This window comes from bacterium, assembly GCA_021372535.1.
Classification (GTDB): domain Bacteria; phylum Latescibacterota; class Latescibacteria; order Latescibacterales; family Latescibacteraceae; genus JAFGMP01.
This window is the reverse complement of sequence record JAJFUH010000006.1, coordinates 43,224-61,307: the sequence shown is the minus strand read 5'-3', so window position 1 is coordinate 61,307 and position 18,084 is coordinate 43,224. Positions and strand designations below refer to the sequence as shown.

Annotated in this window: 13 protein-coding genes; 7 read left to right on the top strand and 6 right to left on the bottom strand. The window is 49.2% G+C overall.

Annotated features, from left to right (window positions below; all coding sequences use genetic code 11):
- Window positions 1-20: 20 nt before the first annotated feature.
- Both LLG96_00510 and LLG96_00505 read right to left on the bottom strand, forming a co-directional pair.
- Window positions 21-935 carry a cupin domain-containing protein gene (locus LLG96_00510; protein ID MCE5248678.1) on the bottom strand — a complete coding sequence of 305 codons (915 nt, stop codon included), beginning with the start codon at window positions 933-935 and terminating at the stop codon, window positions 21-23.
- 30 nt (window positions 936-965) lie between these two features.
- Window positions 966-1,880, bottom strand: coding sequence for a cupin domain-containing protein (locus LLG96_00505; protein MCE5248677.1), 915 nt, complete (start codon window positions 1,878-1,880; stop codon window positions 966-968).
- 669 nt (window positions 1,881-2,549) lie between these two features.
- Here LLG96_00505 and LLG96_00500 point away from each other — a divergent pair.
- From LLG96_00500 to LLG96_00490, 3 genes are all read left to right on the top strand, one after another.
- The gene (locus LLG96_00500; GenBank protein MCE5248676.1) at window positions 2,550-2,840 is read left to right on the top strand and encodes a nucleotidyltransferase domain-containing protein; all 291 of its coding nucleotides are present in this window, start codon (window positions 2,550-2,552) and stop codon (window positions 2,838-2,840) included.
- Entirely contained in the window at window positions 2,830-3,186 is a 357-nt protein-coding gene (locus LLG96_00495) for a DUF86 domain-containing protein (GenBank protein ID MCE5248675.1), read from the top strand. The genes LLG96_00500 and LLG96_00495 overlap by 11 nt, the downstream gene beginning before the upstream one ends.
- 200 nt (window positions 3,187-3,386) lie before the next feature.
- Entirely contained in the window at window positions 3,387-3,917 is a 531-nt protein-coding gene (locus tag LLG96_00490; GenBank protein MCE5248674.1) for a nuclear transport factor 2 family protein, read from the top strand.
- Window positions 3,918-4,192: 275 nt separating this feature from the next.
- Here LLG96_00490 and LLG96_00485 read toward each other — a convergent pair whose 3' ends face one another.
- Both LLG96_00485 and LLG96_00480 read right to left on the bottom strand, forming a co-directional pair.
- On the bottom strand, window positions 4,193-5,851 hold the full coding sequence (locus LLG96_00485) for a glycoside hydrolase family 3 protein (protein ID MCE5248673.1): 1,659 nt from the start codon (window positions 5,849-5,851) through the stop codon (window positions 4,193-4,195).
- A gap of 196 nt (window positions 5,852-6,047) precedes the next feature.
- Window positions 6,048-6,788 carry an MBL fold metallo-hydrolase gene (locus tag LLG96_00480; protein MCE5248672.1) on the bottom strand — a complete coding sequence of 247 codons (741 nt, stop codon included), beginning with the start codon at window positions 6,786-6,788 and terminating at the stop codon, window positions 6,048-6,050.
- Window positions 6,789-7,357: 569 nt separating this feature from the next.
- On the opposite strand from LLG96_00480, the gene LLG96_00475 reads away from it, so the two are divergent.
- The gene (locus LLG96_00475; GenBank protein ID MCE5248671.1) at window positions 7,358-8,599 is read left to right on the top strand and encodes an MFS transporter; all 1,242 of its coding nucleotides are present in this window, start codon (window positions 7,358-7,360) and stop codon (window positions 8,597-8,599) included.
- A 203-nt stretch (window positions 8,600-8,802) separates the two neighbouring features.
- Here LLG96_00475 and LLG96_00470 read toward each other — a convergent pair whose 3' ends face one another.
- Both LLG96_00470 and LLG96_00465 read right to left on the bottom strand, forming a co-directional pair.
- Window positions 8,803-9,879: a hypothetical protein gene (locus LLG96_00470; protein ID MCE5248670.1), complete on the bottom strand. Its 1,077-nt coding sequence runs from the start codon at window positions 9,877-9,879 to the stop codon at window positions 8,803-8,805.
- Between the two features lie 107 nt (window positions 9,880-9,986).
- Window positions 9,987-11,072 (bottom strand): hypothetical protein, encoded by a 1,086-nt coding sequence (locus LLG96_00465; protein MCE5248669.1) that lies wholly within the window; start codon window positions 11,070-11,072, stop codon window positions 9,987-9,989.
- Window positions 11,073-11,589: 517 nt separating this feature from the next.
- On the opposite strand from LLG96_00465, the gene LLG96_00460 reads away from it, so the two are divergent.
- From LLG96_00460 to LLG96_00450, 3 genes are all read left to right on the top strand, one after another.
- The gene (locus tag LLG96_00460; GenBank protein ID MCE5248668.1) at window positions 11,590-14,379 is read left to right on the top strand and encodes a hypothetical protein; all 2,790 of its coding nucleotides are present in this window, start codon (window positions 11,590-11,592) and stop codon (window positions 14,377-14,379) included.
- 335 nt (window positions 14,380-14,714) lie between these two features.
- Window positions 14,715-17,276, top strand: a complete 2,562-nt coding sequence (locus LLG96_00455) for an SUMF1/EgtB/PvdO family nonheme iron enzyme (protein ID MCE5248667.1) — start codon at window positions 14,715-14,717, stop codon at window positions 17,274-17,276.
- Window positions 17,277-17,358: 82 nt separating this feature from the next.
- Window positions 17,359-17,925, top strand: coding sequence for a chalcone isomerase family protein (locus LLG96_00450; protein MCE5248666.1), 567 nt, complete (start codon window positions 17,359-17,361; stop codon window positions 17,923-17,925).
- Window positions 17,926-18,084 lie beyond the last annotated feature (159 nt).

The window sequence follows — 18,084 nt, the reverse complement described above, 5'->3', positions numbered from 1 at the left end:
TATACTTTTTCACAGCCCTCCTAACGGTTACTGAGGTCATCTCCCCAGTTGTTCGTGTCACGTTTCCCCTTCTCCACCGCGCACGAACACACGATGAGCTCGATATCTTCCGTCCCGTTGTTGTAGAGGCCGTGTGAATCGTGGAGCGTGCAGGGTATCGCGTCGCCGGGGCCGACATCCCAGGTCACATCGTTCACCGTGGCGCGTCCTTTGCCGGAAACGATGTAATAGACTTCCTCGATCATGTTGTGCTGGTGGTAGCCGATCGATGTCCCCGGCGGGAGAATGCAGTGGTCGATGAACTCCCAGTTGGTCTTGAACGAATCCTTGTTATACATCCGGCGGAAGAGTATCGTTCCCTTGCCTTTATGCGCGTTGGCGGCGGGCGCGAGGAGACTCCTGTCGAGAAGCGTCCATTCGAATGGCGGCGGAGACTCGATCTGCGCGTTTGACAGGTCATCGCCATAGTCGATCGCATCACCCTTGCCTTTAACCTCGGACACCGCAAAATACAGCCATTGAAGCGTCTGATCGGTCGGATTGTATATACCATGCGATGACCCCCTGGGACAGACAACCATCGAGCGGGCAGGCAGAAGCGCGGTTCGACCGTTCACCGTAAACTGGGCGGGCGCGTTGAGGATGATGAATATCTCCTCCATGTGACGGTGGATGTGCTCGCCGATGCTGCACCTGGGGGGAATTTCAGCCCGCGATACTGCAAGTAAGTTCGTCTCGAACAGCTCGTGGCTGAGAATCGATTTCAGCCTGATCGTTCCCGCTCCCTTGTGGCAGTCGGGTACATTGTCATATTGAGAAGGATCGGTGCGGCCGTATACCGGTTTACCCTTCTGCTCGGTACGGGCGCTGTCCGATGCAAAAAAATACGCGCCTGCACACAGTACGGCAATAATCACTATCCTTGACGGTTTCATACAGTTCCCCCTGTTTATGTCTTTGGACCCCTATCTGGAAGACAGGTCATCTCCCCAGTTGTTGACATCATAAACTCCCTTACCCTTCGAACCACAGGAATTCACGATAAGCAGGATATCCTCGCTGCCGTTATTGTAAAGACCGTGCGAATCATGGAGCGTGCAGGGTACCGCATCACCGGGGCCGACATCCCATGTCACATCGTTCACCGTCATCCTGCCGTGACCCGAAACGAGATAATATATTTCCTCGATGGCATTATGCTGATGATACCCGATCGATGTATCCGGGGGAAGAACACAATGATCCACGAATTCCCAGGGTGTTTTGAACGAATCGTTCCACCAGAGACGCTTGAACGGGATTGAACCTTTACCCCCATGAGCATGAGCGGCGGGTTTGAGCAGCCTCTTGTCGATGGGCGCCCAGAGGAAAGGCGGGGGAGATTCAACCTTTGCCGTGCTCAGATCGTCCTTATAGTCGACGGCATCCCCTTGCCCTTTGACCATGCTTACCGCCACATTGAGCCACTGGATGGTCTCGTCTGAGTTATTGTAGATGCCATGCGAACCGCCCAGAGGGCACAGCACGCAGCAGCCCCCGGGAAGCTCGGCGGTGCGGCCGTTTACGGTGAACTGGGCTGTGCCGTTGAAGATGAAGTACATCTCTTCCATGTGACGGTGGTTGTGCTCACCTATACCGGTTTTCGGTGGCAGTTCCGCTCTGTGGACAAAGAGAAAATTGGTGTCGAACGTTTCATGGGTGAGCAGTTCCATGAAAGGAAGCGTTCCCGCGCCGCCGTGCGCAGCAGTAATGCCTGTGTACTTCGAGGGATCGGTGTGACCGAATACCGGCTTGCCCTTCTGAGCCGCCTGAACGGTCGAATCTGTCAATACATATCCGCCGAGACCGAACAGCGTTCCCAACATCTGTCTTCTTTCCATTCATAACCTCCGTTTATAAAAAGTACCGAATTTGAAATATCATTTATTCAACTATCAACCGCAACCCGGTAACTCCGGGTATCGACAACCTCGTCATCCATTTCTTCGACTCCCGGACAACAGACAGTATTTCAGCATGACATGCAACATAATGAATCATAAAGTTAAGGACAATCGGATTCGCCGGTTCGCATCATTTTTCTTTGTAAAAGGAAACATCACTATTGAAGATCATGTACTGTTGAAAAGAAGAAGTGTATAGGACCTCCGACGCCAAAAATACCTTGACAGTTTTCGTCAATAATCATAAATTTGTGAAAATAGTGGCTGTTACGGTTTATATATACTTATGAAATACAGTCAGGCTCACTTTAAAAATAATTGCGGGGTTTATACAAATTTATAACAGAGAAGAAAAGGGTACTCCCTGCAAGACTTTGGACAACATGGGCGGCGAATTATTATTGACTGAAAATATTGCATCGAATGAGCTGCTTAAAAAGCTTTGTGATAAACATCATTACGTGGATATAAGCTGTCAAGGGTCAGTACGAAGTGCCTATTTACATGCCCTTGACAGCAACAAAACAACACATTTCGTCATAGGGCGAGTGAAAAAGATACTTTTTCACAGCCCTCTTAAACGGAAATTAAATTTTGACTCAGAACGTGAATTTGGATAGAGATGCCCTGGTGGAATTCTGCCTCAGATGGCGTATAAGGGAGTTATCACTTTTCGGTTCGTCCCTTAGAGATGATTTCGGCCCGAACAGCGACATGGATTTTCTCGTCAGTTTTAAGCCAGAGGCACCCTGGAGTCTCTGGGACATGGTGACCATGCACGATGAGCTGACGGCTATAACCGGTCGTGAAGTTGACCTGATTGAAAAAGAGGGACTTCGTAATCCATATCGTCGAAAGGAGATTCTCTCTACGCGGGAAGTGATATATGCTGTCTGAAGAGAAAGACAAGGCCTATCTTTGGGACATGCTTGATGCCTCAATGGCGATACAGGATTTCATCCGGGGTAAGACCGTAAAGGATTACCTGACGGACCGTCTTTTACGGGGCGCCGTCGAACGTTATATCGAGATTATCGGTGAAGCGGCGCGTCACATTTCAGATGAATTGAAAGAGATACATTCCGAAATTCCCTGGCGGTCCATCATCGGCCAACGAAATATCCTTATTCATGAATACGGCGAAGTCAGGCATGAAATGGTCTGGAACGTTGCAAAATATAACATTCCCGATCTTATTACCGCAATCAGGGCTATAATGCCTGCCGAAACGGAAGGCGGGTAAAATTCATGTTCAATGGGTTTACGCTGATAAAGTCTTTTTCGAGATATACAGACAGTCTTACTAAAGAAATTGAGCAGTAACCTTATCAAATCTACAAAGGACAGTGCTCAACAAGGCACTCCAGCGGAGTCGTTTCAGCTTGCCGCTGAACTTTGTCATTATTTTTTAAACATTTACACCATGAAGGAGAGGTTCACATCATGAGAAACCTGCTTTTAATTGTGCTCGCACTCATGCTTATAACTGCTGTCAGCTGCCATCATCAGCAACCGGCCCAGACACCGGCGCCAAAACAGGTAGACATCCAGGCGATCGTGGATTTACTTACCCAGCAGCAGATGGCGTATGCTCAGGCATGGTCAAACAAAGATTTTGCCGCCATCAGCGAAATGTGGTCGCATGATCCCGATATCACCATCTGGGGTCCCGCTGTCCGTGACCGCGTCGAGGGATGGGAGGGCCCGAATGGAGTTAAAGCCTGGTATGAATCGGCCATGGCTTCCATGTCGAAGGTCGATTTCAAGATTAACGGCCTCAAAATCAAAGTATCGCCGGACGGGACAGCCGCTGTCGTCACCTACTATGTCGATAACGATTTTGTCGACAACAACGGCAAGCCGGGCAAGATGAATCCACGTGTCACCGTCGTCAAGGTTCTTCAGGACGGCGCATGGAAGCAGATTCACGGCGACGCTTCCTACAGCATAGAGGAAGTTAAAGCGATGAAGTGAAATATGTTATCGATAGAATCAGAAAAATCCCCCGACATTAACGAGCGGGGGATTTTTTTGTGCCCGGCAGGGTGCTTATGAAAACAATGATATTGTGAAATAGATATTGTTGATAAAACATGATTTATATCAAGTTGCAGTCAGTGAAGTAATAAAGTTTACAATAGACCCTGAAATAAATTCAGGGTGACATTAACGCCGTCATGCTGAACTTGCTTCAGCATCTATTAGAATCACTACGTTAACTATGTTACCTGTTCGAACGCAACTTGGTATTACGGAAGCCGCACCGGCAGTTTACCCACGAACGGAATCTCGCCGAAGAGGGCTTCGACAGCCGCCTGCTGGACAAGGGGCGAATACATGTAAGCCGCCACGAATGCTGTCGTATCGGGCATCTGTCTGATCACATACGGCGCTCCGAAAGATACCGTGACAACGGGAACAGGGAGCGCGGTGAGACGGCGCATGAAAGCCTCGGCGCGGGGACGGAGATTCGGGGTTCCGCGGCGCATGATGATACGGTATACCAGCGCGCACACGACAACATCATAACCCTGAGCCTTTTGAAGGGCTTCCTCCTCGAAACGGGGGTCGCTGTCACACGGGATGGTTAACGTCTGGATATTCCCCGATTCGTCAGGGATACCTTCGGCGTAAAACTCGCGGTGGGTGATGGCAGCACGACGGCGCATCTCATCCTGAAAAACAGCCCCGATGTCTCCGAGTGGGTGATCGTAGTAAAGAATGCTGAGAATTTTCGGTTTTTCCTGAGCCTGCAGGGGGAGAATATCGCCCTCGTTTTTTATAAGCGTGATCGAAGACCGGATTAACTGGTGAGCACCGTTTTTGATGCCGGCGGCTGTTCCGATACGGTGGTGAAGTTCGTTGACATCGACAAGACGCTCCTCATGGAGATCGCACCAGCTTTTCGCGATGAGTATCCGGCGCACCGAAGCATCGAGCCGATCTACAGGCAGATCGCCCGTACCGACCGCTTTGACCAATGTCTCGAAGGCGGGTTCGAGAAACGGCGCGAGAAGGATGTCCGTCCCCGCAAGGAAACTGCGGAGTTCCGCCTCGCCCGGCGGGAAATACCGGGTAATGGCATCCATCATCAGTGAATCGGAAATTATGAGTCCCCCGAATCCCATCTCTTCACGGAGCAGGCCGGTTGTAACAGCCCGTGAAAGAGTCGCGGGATACCGGGTGTCGGGATCGAATGCGGGCATGTTGATATGAGCGGTCATGATACCCATAGCTCCGGCGTTTATTGCCTCGCGGAACGGCAGGAGATCGATCGCTTCGAGTTGTTCGCGGGGAATATCGATGACCGGAATGTCCATGTGACTGTCGACAGCAGTGTTTCCGTGACCGGGAAAATGCTTCGCGCACGCAATCATGCCATGATCCTGAACGCCCCGTATGAACGCCTGCCCCATCCGGGCAACAAACTTCGGATCATCGCCGAAGCTCCGAACCGCTATAATGGGATTGTCGGGATTCACATTCACATCGACCGTAGGCCCTTCGAGTACATGAACCCCGAGCGCGGTTCCCTCGAGGGCTGTGATTTTGCCCTGAAGATAGGCCATCTGCTCATTTCCGGTTGCGCCGAGGCCCATGTTGTGGGTTAGGTGCGTCGATCCGCTGATACGGTGTCCCATGCCGGTTTCAGCATCGCATGTCACGAGGAGCGGGATTCTTGCGGCGGACTGGAGCCTGTTGAGCAGGAAAGCGGCGCCGTATACATCGCTGAAAAAGATTTCAACACCGCCAACATGAAATTCCTCGATCCACCTGAGATACATGAGGAACTTCTCGTCGTCGTTGCTCAGGAAATATCCGTACACCCTCGGGAAAAGGAGCTGCCCGACTTTTTCCTCGATGCTCATTTTGCGAAGTGTCTGCTCAACCCACCGTTTGTTGATCATTGATGCCTCGCTCTCAATTCAGAAGGGAAAAAATCGATGTTGCCCGTTTCCCGAACAAATATGACACATGGTATTCTGACGAAAAGTGCAATAATAATGATAATTGTGATATAAATATGTGATGCGGGACACATCCGAAGGAATTATATGCCCTCTCCGAACCGCACGATCTTTGAAAATCCCCTCTCTGCTCAGGCTAAAAGGCATTCTGTGGCGGCGACAGGTGACGGAGATTCTCGATTGCGATATCGATGTGGTTCTGGCCGTTTTCCAGTACAAAACAGCCGTGACCGGGGTATAACTCCTCGACACCGAGCCTGGCCAGTTTCGGCATGGAAGCCCGCATGTCGGCCATGACCGAGCCGGCGCAGTTGAGGAACATGAGCTTCCCGCCGTGCACCACGACATCGCCGCTGAACAGGCAGGTACGGTTGCCTTTTTCCAAGAGGTAGCATATCGAGCCGAGCGAGTGCCCGGGAGTATGAATCGCCCGTATGGACAGGTTGCCGAAGGTAAAGGTATCACCATCCCCGACTTCCACATCCGGCTCGCAGTTTGGGAAACGGTAGTCGGACGGATATATACCGTCAATGATAGCAATATCGAGCCCCAGATCCATCTGGTCGCTGCTTCTGAGAAATTCCGCCTCCGCACGGGATACATACACCTTGACACCGTACTGTTTCTTGAACCACGCGGCGCCTCCGGCATGGTCGGAATGGGTATGGGTGAGCAGGAGATATTTTACATCCTTTGGATTGATTCCGTCCTTTTTCATATTTTCCGCGATTCGCTCTTCCTGAATTCCGACACCCGCATCGATCATCACATGGCCTTTCGAGCCCTCGATGACATAAACATGGCTGTCGCTCCTGTTCGAAATCATGAAGCCGGCCTGGCCGCTTCCCACCAGATAAATCACGTCGGCAATTTTCACTGCGGACTCCTTTCATTCTATAAATTCTGCATGTTCAGCCGTTTTCCCTCATTAGCCTGAGTGAATTATCTTTACTGTAACAAGAGAAATCAATCCCTAAATGCAATAATCATCATGAAAGCTTTAAAATGATATAAAAGGTCACACTTATTGGTCATCATTTCCTGTACTGTATTACCCTCACCCCCGGTCCCTCTCCCGTAAACAGGAGAGGGAAAAAAAACAGACATTCGGGCATGTTACACATAATTATTTCAAAGGTTCAATTATATGAGTTTTCATAATGGTCATACGTTACTGAAACAGACAGCACATCGTTCGAATTATTATACAGTGTCATGGCAGCAAAAGCAATAACTGTCACATAATTCGCGCTGAAAAACGTTTTACCGATACAGGGTATTATTGACGCAGGAATTATTTCACAAACACGGGATAAACGGCAAATCATCGGAAGATACAGGAATCAAAAAACATCGGAAAAACCGACCATTCAGAATTGATTTACTTCATTTCATGTTCTATATTGTCATGAAAGTCATGATAACGATAAAAATAAGGATGCACTCATGCCCGAGAGCTCCGCGCCTCCCTTGTCACGGTACCGATGGATCATAGTCTCCCTTCTGTTTTTCGCCACAACGAACAACTATTTCAACCGCATCGTTCTCTCGGTGGTGATTCCCGAGATCAAACGGGATCTTTCCCTGAACGACATCCAGTATTCGTATGTCCTCAGCGCCTTCCAGTTCGCCTATACCTTCGGGTTTCTTTTCATCGGAAGATTCATCGACTGGGCGGGCACGAAACTGGGATACCTGCTGTCGATTCTATTCTGGTCTCTGGCTGCGAGTCTTCATGCCACAGTCGGGTCGGCTTTTTCACTGGCAGTATGGCGCGGTCTGCTCGGTGTCACCGAGACCGGTAATTTCCCGGCTGCGATCAAATCGGTATCCGAATGGTTTCCGCCCCGCGAGCGTGCGTTTGCCACAGCGCTGTTCAACAGCGGCCCCCATATCGCCATGGTTGCCGGCGCCCCGGTCATAGCACTACTGACCCTCTCCCTCGGATGGCGGTGGGCTTTTTTTCTCCTGGGATTTTCCGGCTTCATTCTCGCGGCAGTCTGGCCGTTTCTCTATAAAAAACCACCTGATACCGCGAGCAAAACAAGGGAAAAACCTGCGGCGACTGTCAATGAGTTCACATGGAGAAAACTCCTTGGATACCGCGAAACATACGGTATCATGCTTGGAAAATTCCTTACCGATCCCGTATGGTGGTTTTATATCTTCTGGCTGCCGAACTACCTCAACGCCCGTCGCGGATTCGACCTTAAGGAAATCGCCGCCGCTGTCCCGCTCATCTATTTCATCGCGATTCTGTTCGGTATCGCCGCCGGCTGGTTCCCGGGGTATCTCATGAGGAAGGGATGGACAGTCACCCGAGCCCGAAAAACCACCATGCTTGTCTGTGCCCTGTGCCTGCCGTTCACCACGTTCGCGGTTACGGCGGACAGCGCCTGGGTTGCGATTCTCCTTGTGAGCCTTGCCTGCGGCGCTCACAGCGGCTGGTCGAACAACATCTTCACTGTGGTCAGCGACCAGTTCCCGTCACGGGCGGTCGGCTCGGTGACCGGTCTCGGCGGATTTGCGGGGGGCATCGGGGGACTGCTGTTCTCGACTGTTCTTGTCGGGTACATCGTGACATACATCGGATATGTGCCGATTTTCATCCTGATGGGCGTTCTCCATCCTGCCGCCATGCTTTGCATTCACCTTCTTATAAAAAAAGAACATGCCGGCATGGCATGAACCGTTCCGGTATAAGGTTTTTTTCCGGGGAAATACGCCTTTCGCATCAACCGGTGAAAACCTGTTTCCCAGCCGTCATATCAATTTGCGGTCATTGATAGAATATTTAGATGTTCATGTTGTTACGATATAGACCATGGAACAAGTTCAGGGTGACAGGTGTACATTCAAGTGTCATGCTGAATTTATTTCAGCATCTATCATCATTGTTCTGCCCCGACCGGATACCGGCCGTACCGTTCAGCCGCTTCATAAAACGCGAGGATGTTTTCAAGCGACACATCCGGCTGGATGGCGTGGGACGGCGCCAGAATAAACCCGCCGCCTTTCCCGACCGTCTCGATACGGTGCCTGATTTCACGGCGGACATCATCGGGAGTCCCGAACGGCATGACCTCCTGAATGTCCACTGTTCCCCAGAAGCTGAGACGGTCGCCGAACCTGCGCTTGATATGGGCCGGGTCTATCGCTTTCGGCTGCACAGCCTGGAATATATCCACGCCGATCTCGATAAGGTCCGGCAGAAGCGGCTCTATATTACCGTCGCTGTGGAAGGCAATTTTTATGTCGGGTTTTACTGCCTTGAACGCGCTGAACAGCTTCGCATAGCGCGGTTTGAAAAACTCGCGAAATGTGGGAGCGGACATCATGAGCGATTCCTGTGTTCCGTGATCGTCACCGAGTTTGAGAAGGTCGGCGCCCATCGCCGCCAGCGTTTTACCGGTTTCGAGCTGGTAATCGAGAATCCTGTCGAGCAGTTCATTGACAAAATCCCTGTTGGTCATGAGGTCCATGAGAAAGGTCGAGAATCCCCGCAGGTGCCATGCAGGCTCGAACAGAGTGCTGCCCATGCTTCCGCAGATCGCCTGTGTCGCGCCGTAGGTTTTCATAAGATACCGAATCCTGTCATACCGGGCCGGTTTCTTCGGATCGGGGCAGGAATAGGATGTGAGGCGGCTTTCATCTGCAAGAGGATGGCCGACCATCTCCGTATAACGCCCGCCGTTCGGCAGTGACACCCACCGCCACCGTATCCCCCACTCGCACGTGTACTCCTCTTCCTCACGGGCATAGTAGCTCGAACCGATCCCGTGCGATGCGGTAAGAATGTCATGGTTCATGACGATTGCAAGATCGGATGCTTCGGGGGTGATGTTTCTCGTCTCCCTGAGGTATTGTATGACCTTATCGGCAGCTTCGGGAGTGAACGGCATGTCGATGGGAACCCTGTCCGGTTCCACGTGATTGAGTGCAGTGAGAACTCGTTCCCGTGAATTCATACGTCTCCGCCATGGTGTATAGTGTTTGTTTTCAGCATATTATTTTCAGCAGTATTCCGATTGTAAGATTCAGACAGTAATAGATGTTTCATCCCTATACTCGCAAATCATTCACGGTAAGCACGAACCCTGTCCATACACCTGTTGGCGGCATCGATGTCCGGAGCCCCGGTCACCTGATAGAAAACGCCTCCGGAAAGACGGTGATTTTCGAGCCCTTCCATAAACGCACCGAAAGGAACGGTGACAATGAGGGGCATGTCACCCGTGCGTCTCCTCAGCTCCGGCAGAACATCGAACGCAAGGGGATACCCCGTATCGTCGCCGAGCAAAATCGCCTTCAGGCCCGGCAGTGTGCACACTGCCTCGAACAGGTGTCTTCCGTTGCCGTGGATATGGAGCGTACCGCCGTCGAATTCGGAGAACATCCGCTCGATGTTCGCCCTGCCCCATGTCTCGAAATACTCGACCGATGTCATATGAAACGGATCGACGCTTTCCGAGACAATCCGTCCGGGTATCCACTGCACCATGTTGCTGAATGTCCCGCCGCGGAAGGATGGAACCGTGTCGAAAAAAGTCCGCTGCACCAGAACATTGAGATCGAATGCAAAATCGATCGCCCTGCGAACCATTCCGGGATTTTCAAAAAGACTCATGTAAGCATTTGTTGCGCCGAGCAGCTCGAACACGAAATTGAGTCCGTCTATCAGGATGAAATGGCTTATCCCGAACTTATCACGGGAGCCCTCGATATATACGTTCATCTGATGGTTATACCGTTGAAACCATGGGTGGTTATGATCGAGCTTCAGAGAATCGAATTCCGACCAGTCGCGGAGAAGCGGCGGAACCATCGAGGAAATCCATCCGTTGTCGTGGCACATGTACTGAACGTCGCCTCCCACAAGCCCGCCATACAGGCCCTGGTCGAATTCGCTCAGGTATGCGCTCGGAACGGTATCGTCATCGACAGTTAGATGCTCGTGGAGCAAACTGTCCCAGAAGGCTATACGTTCACGAGGATCGGGATATTCGCAGAATCCCTCGGAATGAGCCGCCCGGAACTCTGCCAGCGTTTTTCCCTGAATCTCGAAGCCGGCAAAGATTCGATCACGGGCATTACGGCCGTAAAGGGCGCAGAGGCGTTCAATCACCTCGGCGGTGTTTCTCTTATACGCGATTGTGTTCACGGGTATCCCCTGTATATTGATTGTATGTGTTAAAAAATTATTGCTCAGGAAATTATAGGGTTAAACCTCTCTGAATCATGCCAGGCATGTTCCGGTATCTGTTATCACTATCGGATTTCACTGTTTTTCGATCGGATCAGTTACTTAATACCATTTCCGCTGAATAGTAAGTATACAAATTCTCCGCTCAGGATGGAACAATAATGTGGGAATATCGTTTAATAACGCTACATCCGGTAAACATTTTACTTGACATTATTCATGTTATTCCGTGATAATAAGTTGAAGAATCAGCACATATTTTATCAGACAAGAGTTACCAATACCGGTGTGAATGACTGGGCAGCCGGAATAAATGATTAAGCTCACCAATATCTCATCTGCAAATGATAATACACATAATGAGTATGTAACAAAGCAGTCATGAACATCGAACATACCGGTCAGAACCATACGGGCATTTACGAATCCATGGTAAGGTTTATTTCCAGAAACTGTTATGGAGCGCATTCATATCATGAGAATTAATCAAAACATTAGTATTATTTTTCCAAAATACATTTCGGTTTTGATGCTGTGGTTTATTCTGTTAATCCGGCCTTTCCCCGTCTCTGCAAAAATTCAATTCGAACATTTCGGGATTCAGGACGGTCTTTCCGACAATACAATTACCGCCATCTGTAAAGATTCACATGGATTCATGTGGTTTGGCACCAGAAACGGACTCAACAGGTTTGACGGTTATAATTATGTCTGTTTCAAACACGACCTGAACGATTCGACAACAATTTCTGATAATTATATTCAGGTTATTTTTGAGGACAGCAGCGGTGTATTATGGATAGGGACAATCAACGGAGGGTTGAACAGTTATAATCGTGAAACCGGAACTTTTGTCCATTATGTTCATGATGAAGCCGGCCCCGAGGGAATATCGAGCAATACGATTAACTCGATTGCGGAAGGAAATGATGGAACATTATGGGTAGGAACGGTTTTCGGACTGAATGCTCTCGATCTCAGCAGAGTCAAGTTCAGGCATTATTTCAATGATCCCACAGATTCGCTTACGATAAATCATAGTAATGTGGGCTGTGTTTTTTCTGACAAAAAAGGTACTATCTGGATTGGAACAAATAGTGGATTAAATGTGATCTCGCATGAAACAAACACCATTAAACGTCTGCCAGACAGGAATAAGGTTACTTCAATACTGAATCAAAACATAATTGATATTGTTGAAGGCGACAATGGAATACTATGGCTGTCAACGTGGGGCGGCGGCCTCAGAAGATTCGATACGAAGACAGAAACATACGAGGTTTTTCTTCATGATCCTGACAACCCTAAGAGTATAAACAGTAATGTCGTCGGACATATGTCTTTTGACAATCATGGTATTTTGTGGTTCGGTACCACGCAGGGACTTCATTCTATCGATCCGAAGAATAACAATATCGAACATTATAATTACGATCTTACGGATCCATTTTCAATGAGCGGTGATTCAATATGGGGAGTCTATAATGACAATTCCGGCATAGTATGGATCGGGACACTCTATGGCGGAGGGAATAAAATAGTACCTTCAAAATTAATTTATAATTACTATAACTATACCGACATATATAAGGGCACGGATAAAATCAACAATATCCATAATTTTTGTGAAATTAACTCATCGATCTGGTTTGAATCCACGAATGGGCTTCACAAGTTCGATCCTGGAAAAAACACATTTCGCTCCTATTTTTTCAACAAAGGTAAAATAACCGGAAGAAATATCGAATTGCTGCTTACTCTTTATAATGACAACAGCAAGCAGATATGGCTCGGTACTTCCATTCCGGGACTGATTCGTTTTGACATCGATCAAGATGTATTTACTCCATTTACGCCCTATAAACTTTTCCCCGATTTACAACACTTCAATGTTTCGGTAATCAAAAAAGATTCGGAAGGCATGCTGTGGCTCAGTACCAGTCTGGGGATTCTCAAGTTCAATCCAAAAACGGAGACTTTCGAAAAAACCGAAATTGACGAAAAAGAGTATCAAATTTTCTTAGGTACCACAGACATAATCTCAGATCCCGATGGAAAAAGAATGTGGATATTCGGCAATTTTGGATTATATCAACTGTACAGGAAAAATAAGGAGTTACGTGCTATATTTTCCAATAATCCGGAAAGCCCGAATTTAAAGAGTAATAATATTTACTGCTCATTAGATGATGGACATGGATCATTCTGGATAGGAACGGATGACGGTCTTTATTCATATGATATTAAAACGGGAAAACACAAGAGGTTTGCCTTATTCAATGATTCCATTCATAGTATAATAAAAGATAAGCAGGGAGCTATCTGGGCAAGTACAAATGCAGGATTATCCTGCATTGAACCATCATCAATGGAAATATATAATTATAATACCGGTGACGGGCTCCCGTTTATCGACAACATCGACAATGCCATGTTCTGTGGGAATGACGGTACAATATATGTGGGGGGAAAGGACGGATTTTACACTTTTCATCCGGACAGTATGCACACAGGCAATCAACCGCCGCCAGTCGTGATCACCTCACTTAAAATCGATAATGTTGAAGCTGAATTTGAGAAAAAAATAACCGAAACATCCGATATTACATTACCGTACAGAAAAGCGCCGTTAATGCTTGAATTTTCGGCGCTTGATTACGTAAATCCGTCGAAAAACACATTTGCGTACACGATGGAGGGTTTAAACAGCGATTGGATTAAATCTGGCAACCACCGAAACGTGACATATACAAATCTCGAACCGGGTTCATATGTATTCTGGGTGAAAGCTGCGAACAGTCAGGGTGTGTGGAATAATGAGGGTGTTTCTTTAAGAATTACAATAATTCCGCCATTCTGGAAAACATTATGGTTTAAAGCTTTATCGATCATTGCTCTCTTTGGATTTATATATTTGGGTCATGTAATAAGAATCAGAAACATTTTACGTTTCAATAAAGAGCTCGAGAACCGGATTGATGAACGAACGGAGGAGTTAAAAAGAAATAATGAAAAGCTTCTTAATGAGATTAATGAGCGAGAAAAAGCAGAGTCAAAAATCAAAGTATTAAGCGGTTTGATTCCTATTTGCGCTTCCTGCAAAAAAATACGGGATGATAAAGGATACTGGACACAAATAGAATCATATATCAGAGATCACTCCGAAGCAGATTTCAGCCATGGTATCTGCCCCGAATGCAGGAAGAAACTTTATCCTGAACTCAATAACAGAAAGAGTAACGGAACTTCAGAAACACTGAAGTAAATTCGACGTCTTTGCCTCCGAATGGAAATATTTTCCAAATTCCACTTTCCGACCTTCCTGAAAAAAGCAAAACCGGTAGATCCCCGATACCGAATGTGGACAAATATGAAAAAATAAATTGCATTAGTCTTATATATATGACATTACTTTTTTACGTATTACATAAAAACCACATTGAAATTTTAATTGAAAACCGGAAAAGACTAAAAAGATGAAAAAGCATTGAAATGCCCTGATTATATATATTATACTGTATAATAATTTCATCGTTCCTTTCCGCAGCCTTTGATAGAAAAAAAAGCTTACCAATAGTATCTCCAGGGGAGGTTGATTACATGATCTGTCCCGAATGCGGTAAAGAAAATCCCGACGATCGAAGTTTCTGTCTTAACTGCGGGGCCATTCTCGATGGCATGACCCGCCTTCCCGGCAAAGACCCGGACTCCACACGGATTACACCACCCAAAGGCGCCGTGAAACCCGACGATGCTGGCGGAACACGTATCGAACCCCCTTCCGGCGGCGACAGGGCTCCGGTTGCCGAAGAAACCGATCCTGCCAAACCCGTGAGCAACGAAGAGCGCATTCTCAGGGAGCTTGTGTCCGAACGGTACGAAATCCTCGGCAAACTCGGGGCCGGAGGTATGGCAACCGTCTACCTCGCCCGTGAAATCGCCCTCGACCGTCAGGTCGCCATCAAGGTGCTTCCCCAGGCGTACCTGCGGGACGAGGATTTTGTAACCCGTTTCAAACGTGAGGCGCAGGTCGCCGCAAATCTCGAACATCCGAACATCGTCCGCATTTACCAGATCAGCGAGGACGAAAATCTCTGCTTTTTTGTCATGAGCCATATTCCGGGCGGAAGCATCGGCGACAAGATAAAGGATCAGGGGGCGCTCACCGTTGATGAAATCGTCCGCTGGGGTGTCGAGGTAAGCTCGGCTCTGGCTTATGCTCACGAACGGGGGATAATCCACCGTGACCTGAAGCCTGACAACATCATGCTCGACGCAAACGGGCGGGCGATTGTCACCGATTTCGGTATCGCGCGGGCGGCGATGGGAACAAAGCTTACACAGACCGGCGCAGTCATCGGCACTCCGCGGTATATGAGCCCCGAACAGGCCCGCGGAACCGAGCTCGATGGCCGGAGCGATATCTATTCCATGGGGGTTCTGCTCTACCAGATGGCCACAGGCAGTCTCCCGTTCCAGGCAACCGATGCCGCTTCGCTCATGTATATGCACGTTCACGAGGCCCCCGAGGCGCCGGATGTCCGCAATGCGGATGTTCCGGACTGGCTGCGGGACATCATCCTCAAATGCCTGGAAAAAAATCCGGACGACCGGTTCGCGAATGCCATGGACCTTGCCAAGGCGCTCGATGAGCACCAGAAACCCACACTGTCGAAAAAAGGGAAAAAGACCGGCCTCTGGATCGGTCTTGCCGCTGCAGTTATAATAATCGCCGGCGGCGGAGTGATCTGGAAACAGATGACCCGCGAAAAACCCGCAGTAACCGTCGGGCAGGCCCCTTCTACCGGTACTCCGCAGGAACAACCGGCTGCGCCTCCCGGTGAAACGGTGAACAAGGATGACATCGCCTTCCAGCAGGCCCAGATGGTGAATACGAAACAATCGTACGAAACGTATCTGAAACTCTATCCTTCAGGGGCCCATATTGAAGAAGCTAAAAACCTGATCGCCGAAATTGAAAAGCAGGAGGAAGAAAAGCAGAAAACCGAAGCCGCACAGCAGGAACAGCGCCTCCGCGACCGTCAGACCCAGACCGACCAGAGCCGTCAGGCCGACGAAGAGCGGCGCAAGGCGGAAACAGCCCGTCAGGACGATCTCGCATTCCAGCAGTCTGTCATGGTTAATACTCAGCAGTCGTACGAAACATATCTTACCCTCTATCCGCAGGGCAGCCATGCCGAGGAAGCGCGGAAGAAGATCGATGAAATCAAATCCCGCCTTTCCGAACAGGAACGCAGCAAGGCCGAAGAGGAAGCGAAAAAGGACGACCAGGCGTTCCAGGTCGCAATGAATACCAACTCTCCCGAATCCTACAACAGTTATATCATAACCTATCCGGCCGGACGGCACAGCGCTGACGCAAAAGCCAGGCTCAAGGCATTCGATGAGCAGAAAGCGCTCAATGAAAAGGTGCGGCTCGGTCTCTCGCAGTTCTCTATCAAGCTCGTAACAGTTCCGGGAGGCAGCTTTCTGATGGGCTCGGAAAGCGGCGGCGATGAAGAAAAACCCGCCCATAAAGTTTCCGTGAACGGCTTCCAGATGGGGGAAACCGAGATCACCCAGAACCAGTACAAGGCTGTTACCGGCAACAACCCCGCTTTTAACAAGGAGTTCGATAACAATCCGGTCGAGCGGGTAACGTGGTTTGACGCAATCAAATTCTGCAACACCCTCAGCGAAAAACTGAATCTGGAGCCCTGCTACAATCCCGGTACCGGCGCTTGCGATTTCACGAAAAACGGGTTCCGCCTTCCGACCGAAGCGGAGTGGGAATACGCCTGCCGGAGCGGGACGGGAACCGATTACTATACCGGCGATGACCAGCGCGCCATGGCGACCGCCGGGTGGTTTGCGGGAAACAGCGGCGAAAAATCACACCGCACCGGAGGGAAAGCTGCAAACTCATTCGCCCTTTTCGACATGCACGGCAATGTCTGGGAGTGGTGCAACGACTGGTACGCAAAGGATTATTATGCGAAATCACCCGCGGTCAATCCCACCGGCCCGGCTTCCGGCACCGACCGTGTCGTTCGCGGCGGGAGCTGGATTGAAAATGCCAAGGGCTGCCGTTCCGCACGCCGCAGGGAGTACGATCCGAAAAAGGATTATTCGGATATCGGATTCAGGATAGTCCGACGGTAAAACAACGGACATATGAACAATGTTATTTATTGATCGATTCTGACTGCTGTTACCGGTCACTGAACTTACAAAAGGAGATGTCATGAAAAACCTGTTTCCGCTTTTGATGGTATGCCTCATCATACTGGCACCGGATTCACTTATGGCCCGTGAGGTCAAGGGAGTCAATTTCCCCGAAACAGCCACAATCGGTGGCGCGACCTGCAAACTTACGGGTGTCGGCATACGTAAGAAACTCATCATCAATGTCTACCTCGGGGCGCTCTACCTTGAAAAACCGACCCAAAACTCCGCCGAAGTCATTGCAAGCGACCAGACAAAGCAGGTTATGATGCACTTTCTCTATAAGGAAGTATCTGCCGATCAGCTGGTCGAGGCATGGACCGAGGGCTTTAAAAACAATTCTCCGGACAAGGTATCTGCGCTGAAAGCCAAAATCGACCGTTTCAACGCCTTTTTCTCCAAGCCCGTGAAATCGGGGGAACGCATCACGGTCACTTATATTCCCGGCACGGGTACCGAGGTTTCGATCAACGGCACATCCGCCGGAGTCATCGAGGGCAAGGATTTCATGGAAGCGGTCTTTGCCATATGGTTCGGTCCCAAACCGCCGAGCTCCGGTCTCAAGGAGGGTATGCTCGGGGAATGATGATAGTATCATTATAAATTGGTTTATCCTTCCCGCTGTCCAATACTTTTAGGGAACCAATATACGTGCATTTTCGATTTTTTTGCGCCGTTTCTCCTACCCCATTTCAGGGATGAGAGAGGCTGGAAGGGTGAGTTCAGGCTGGCTGATAAGCATTTT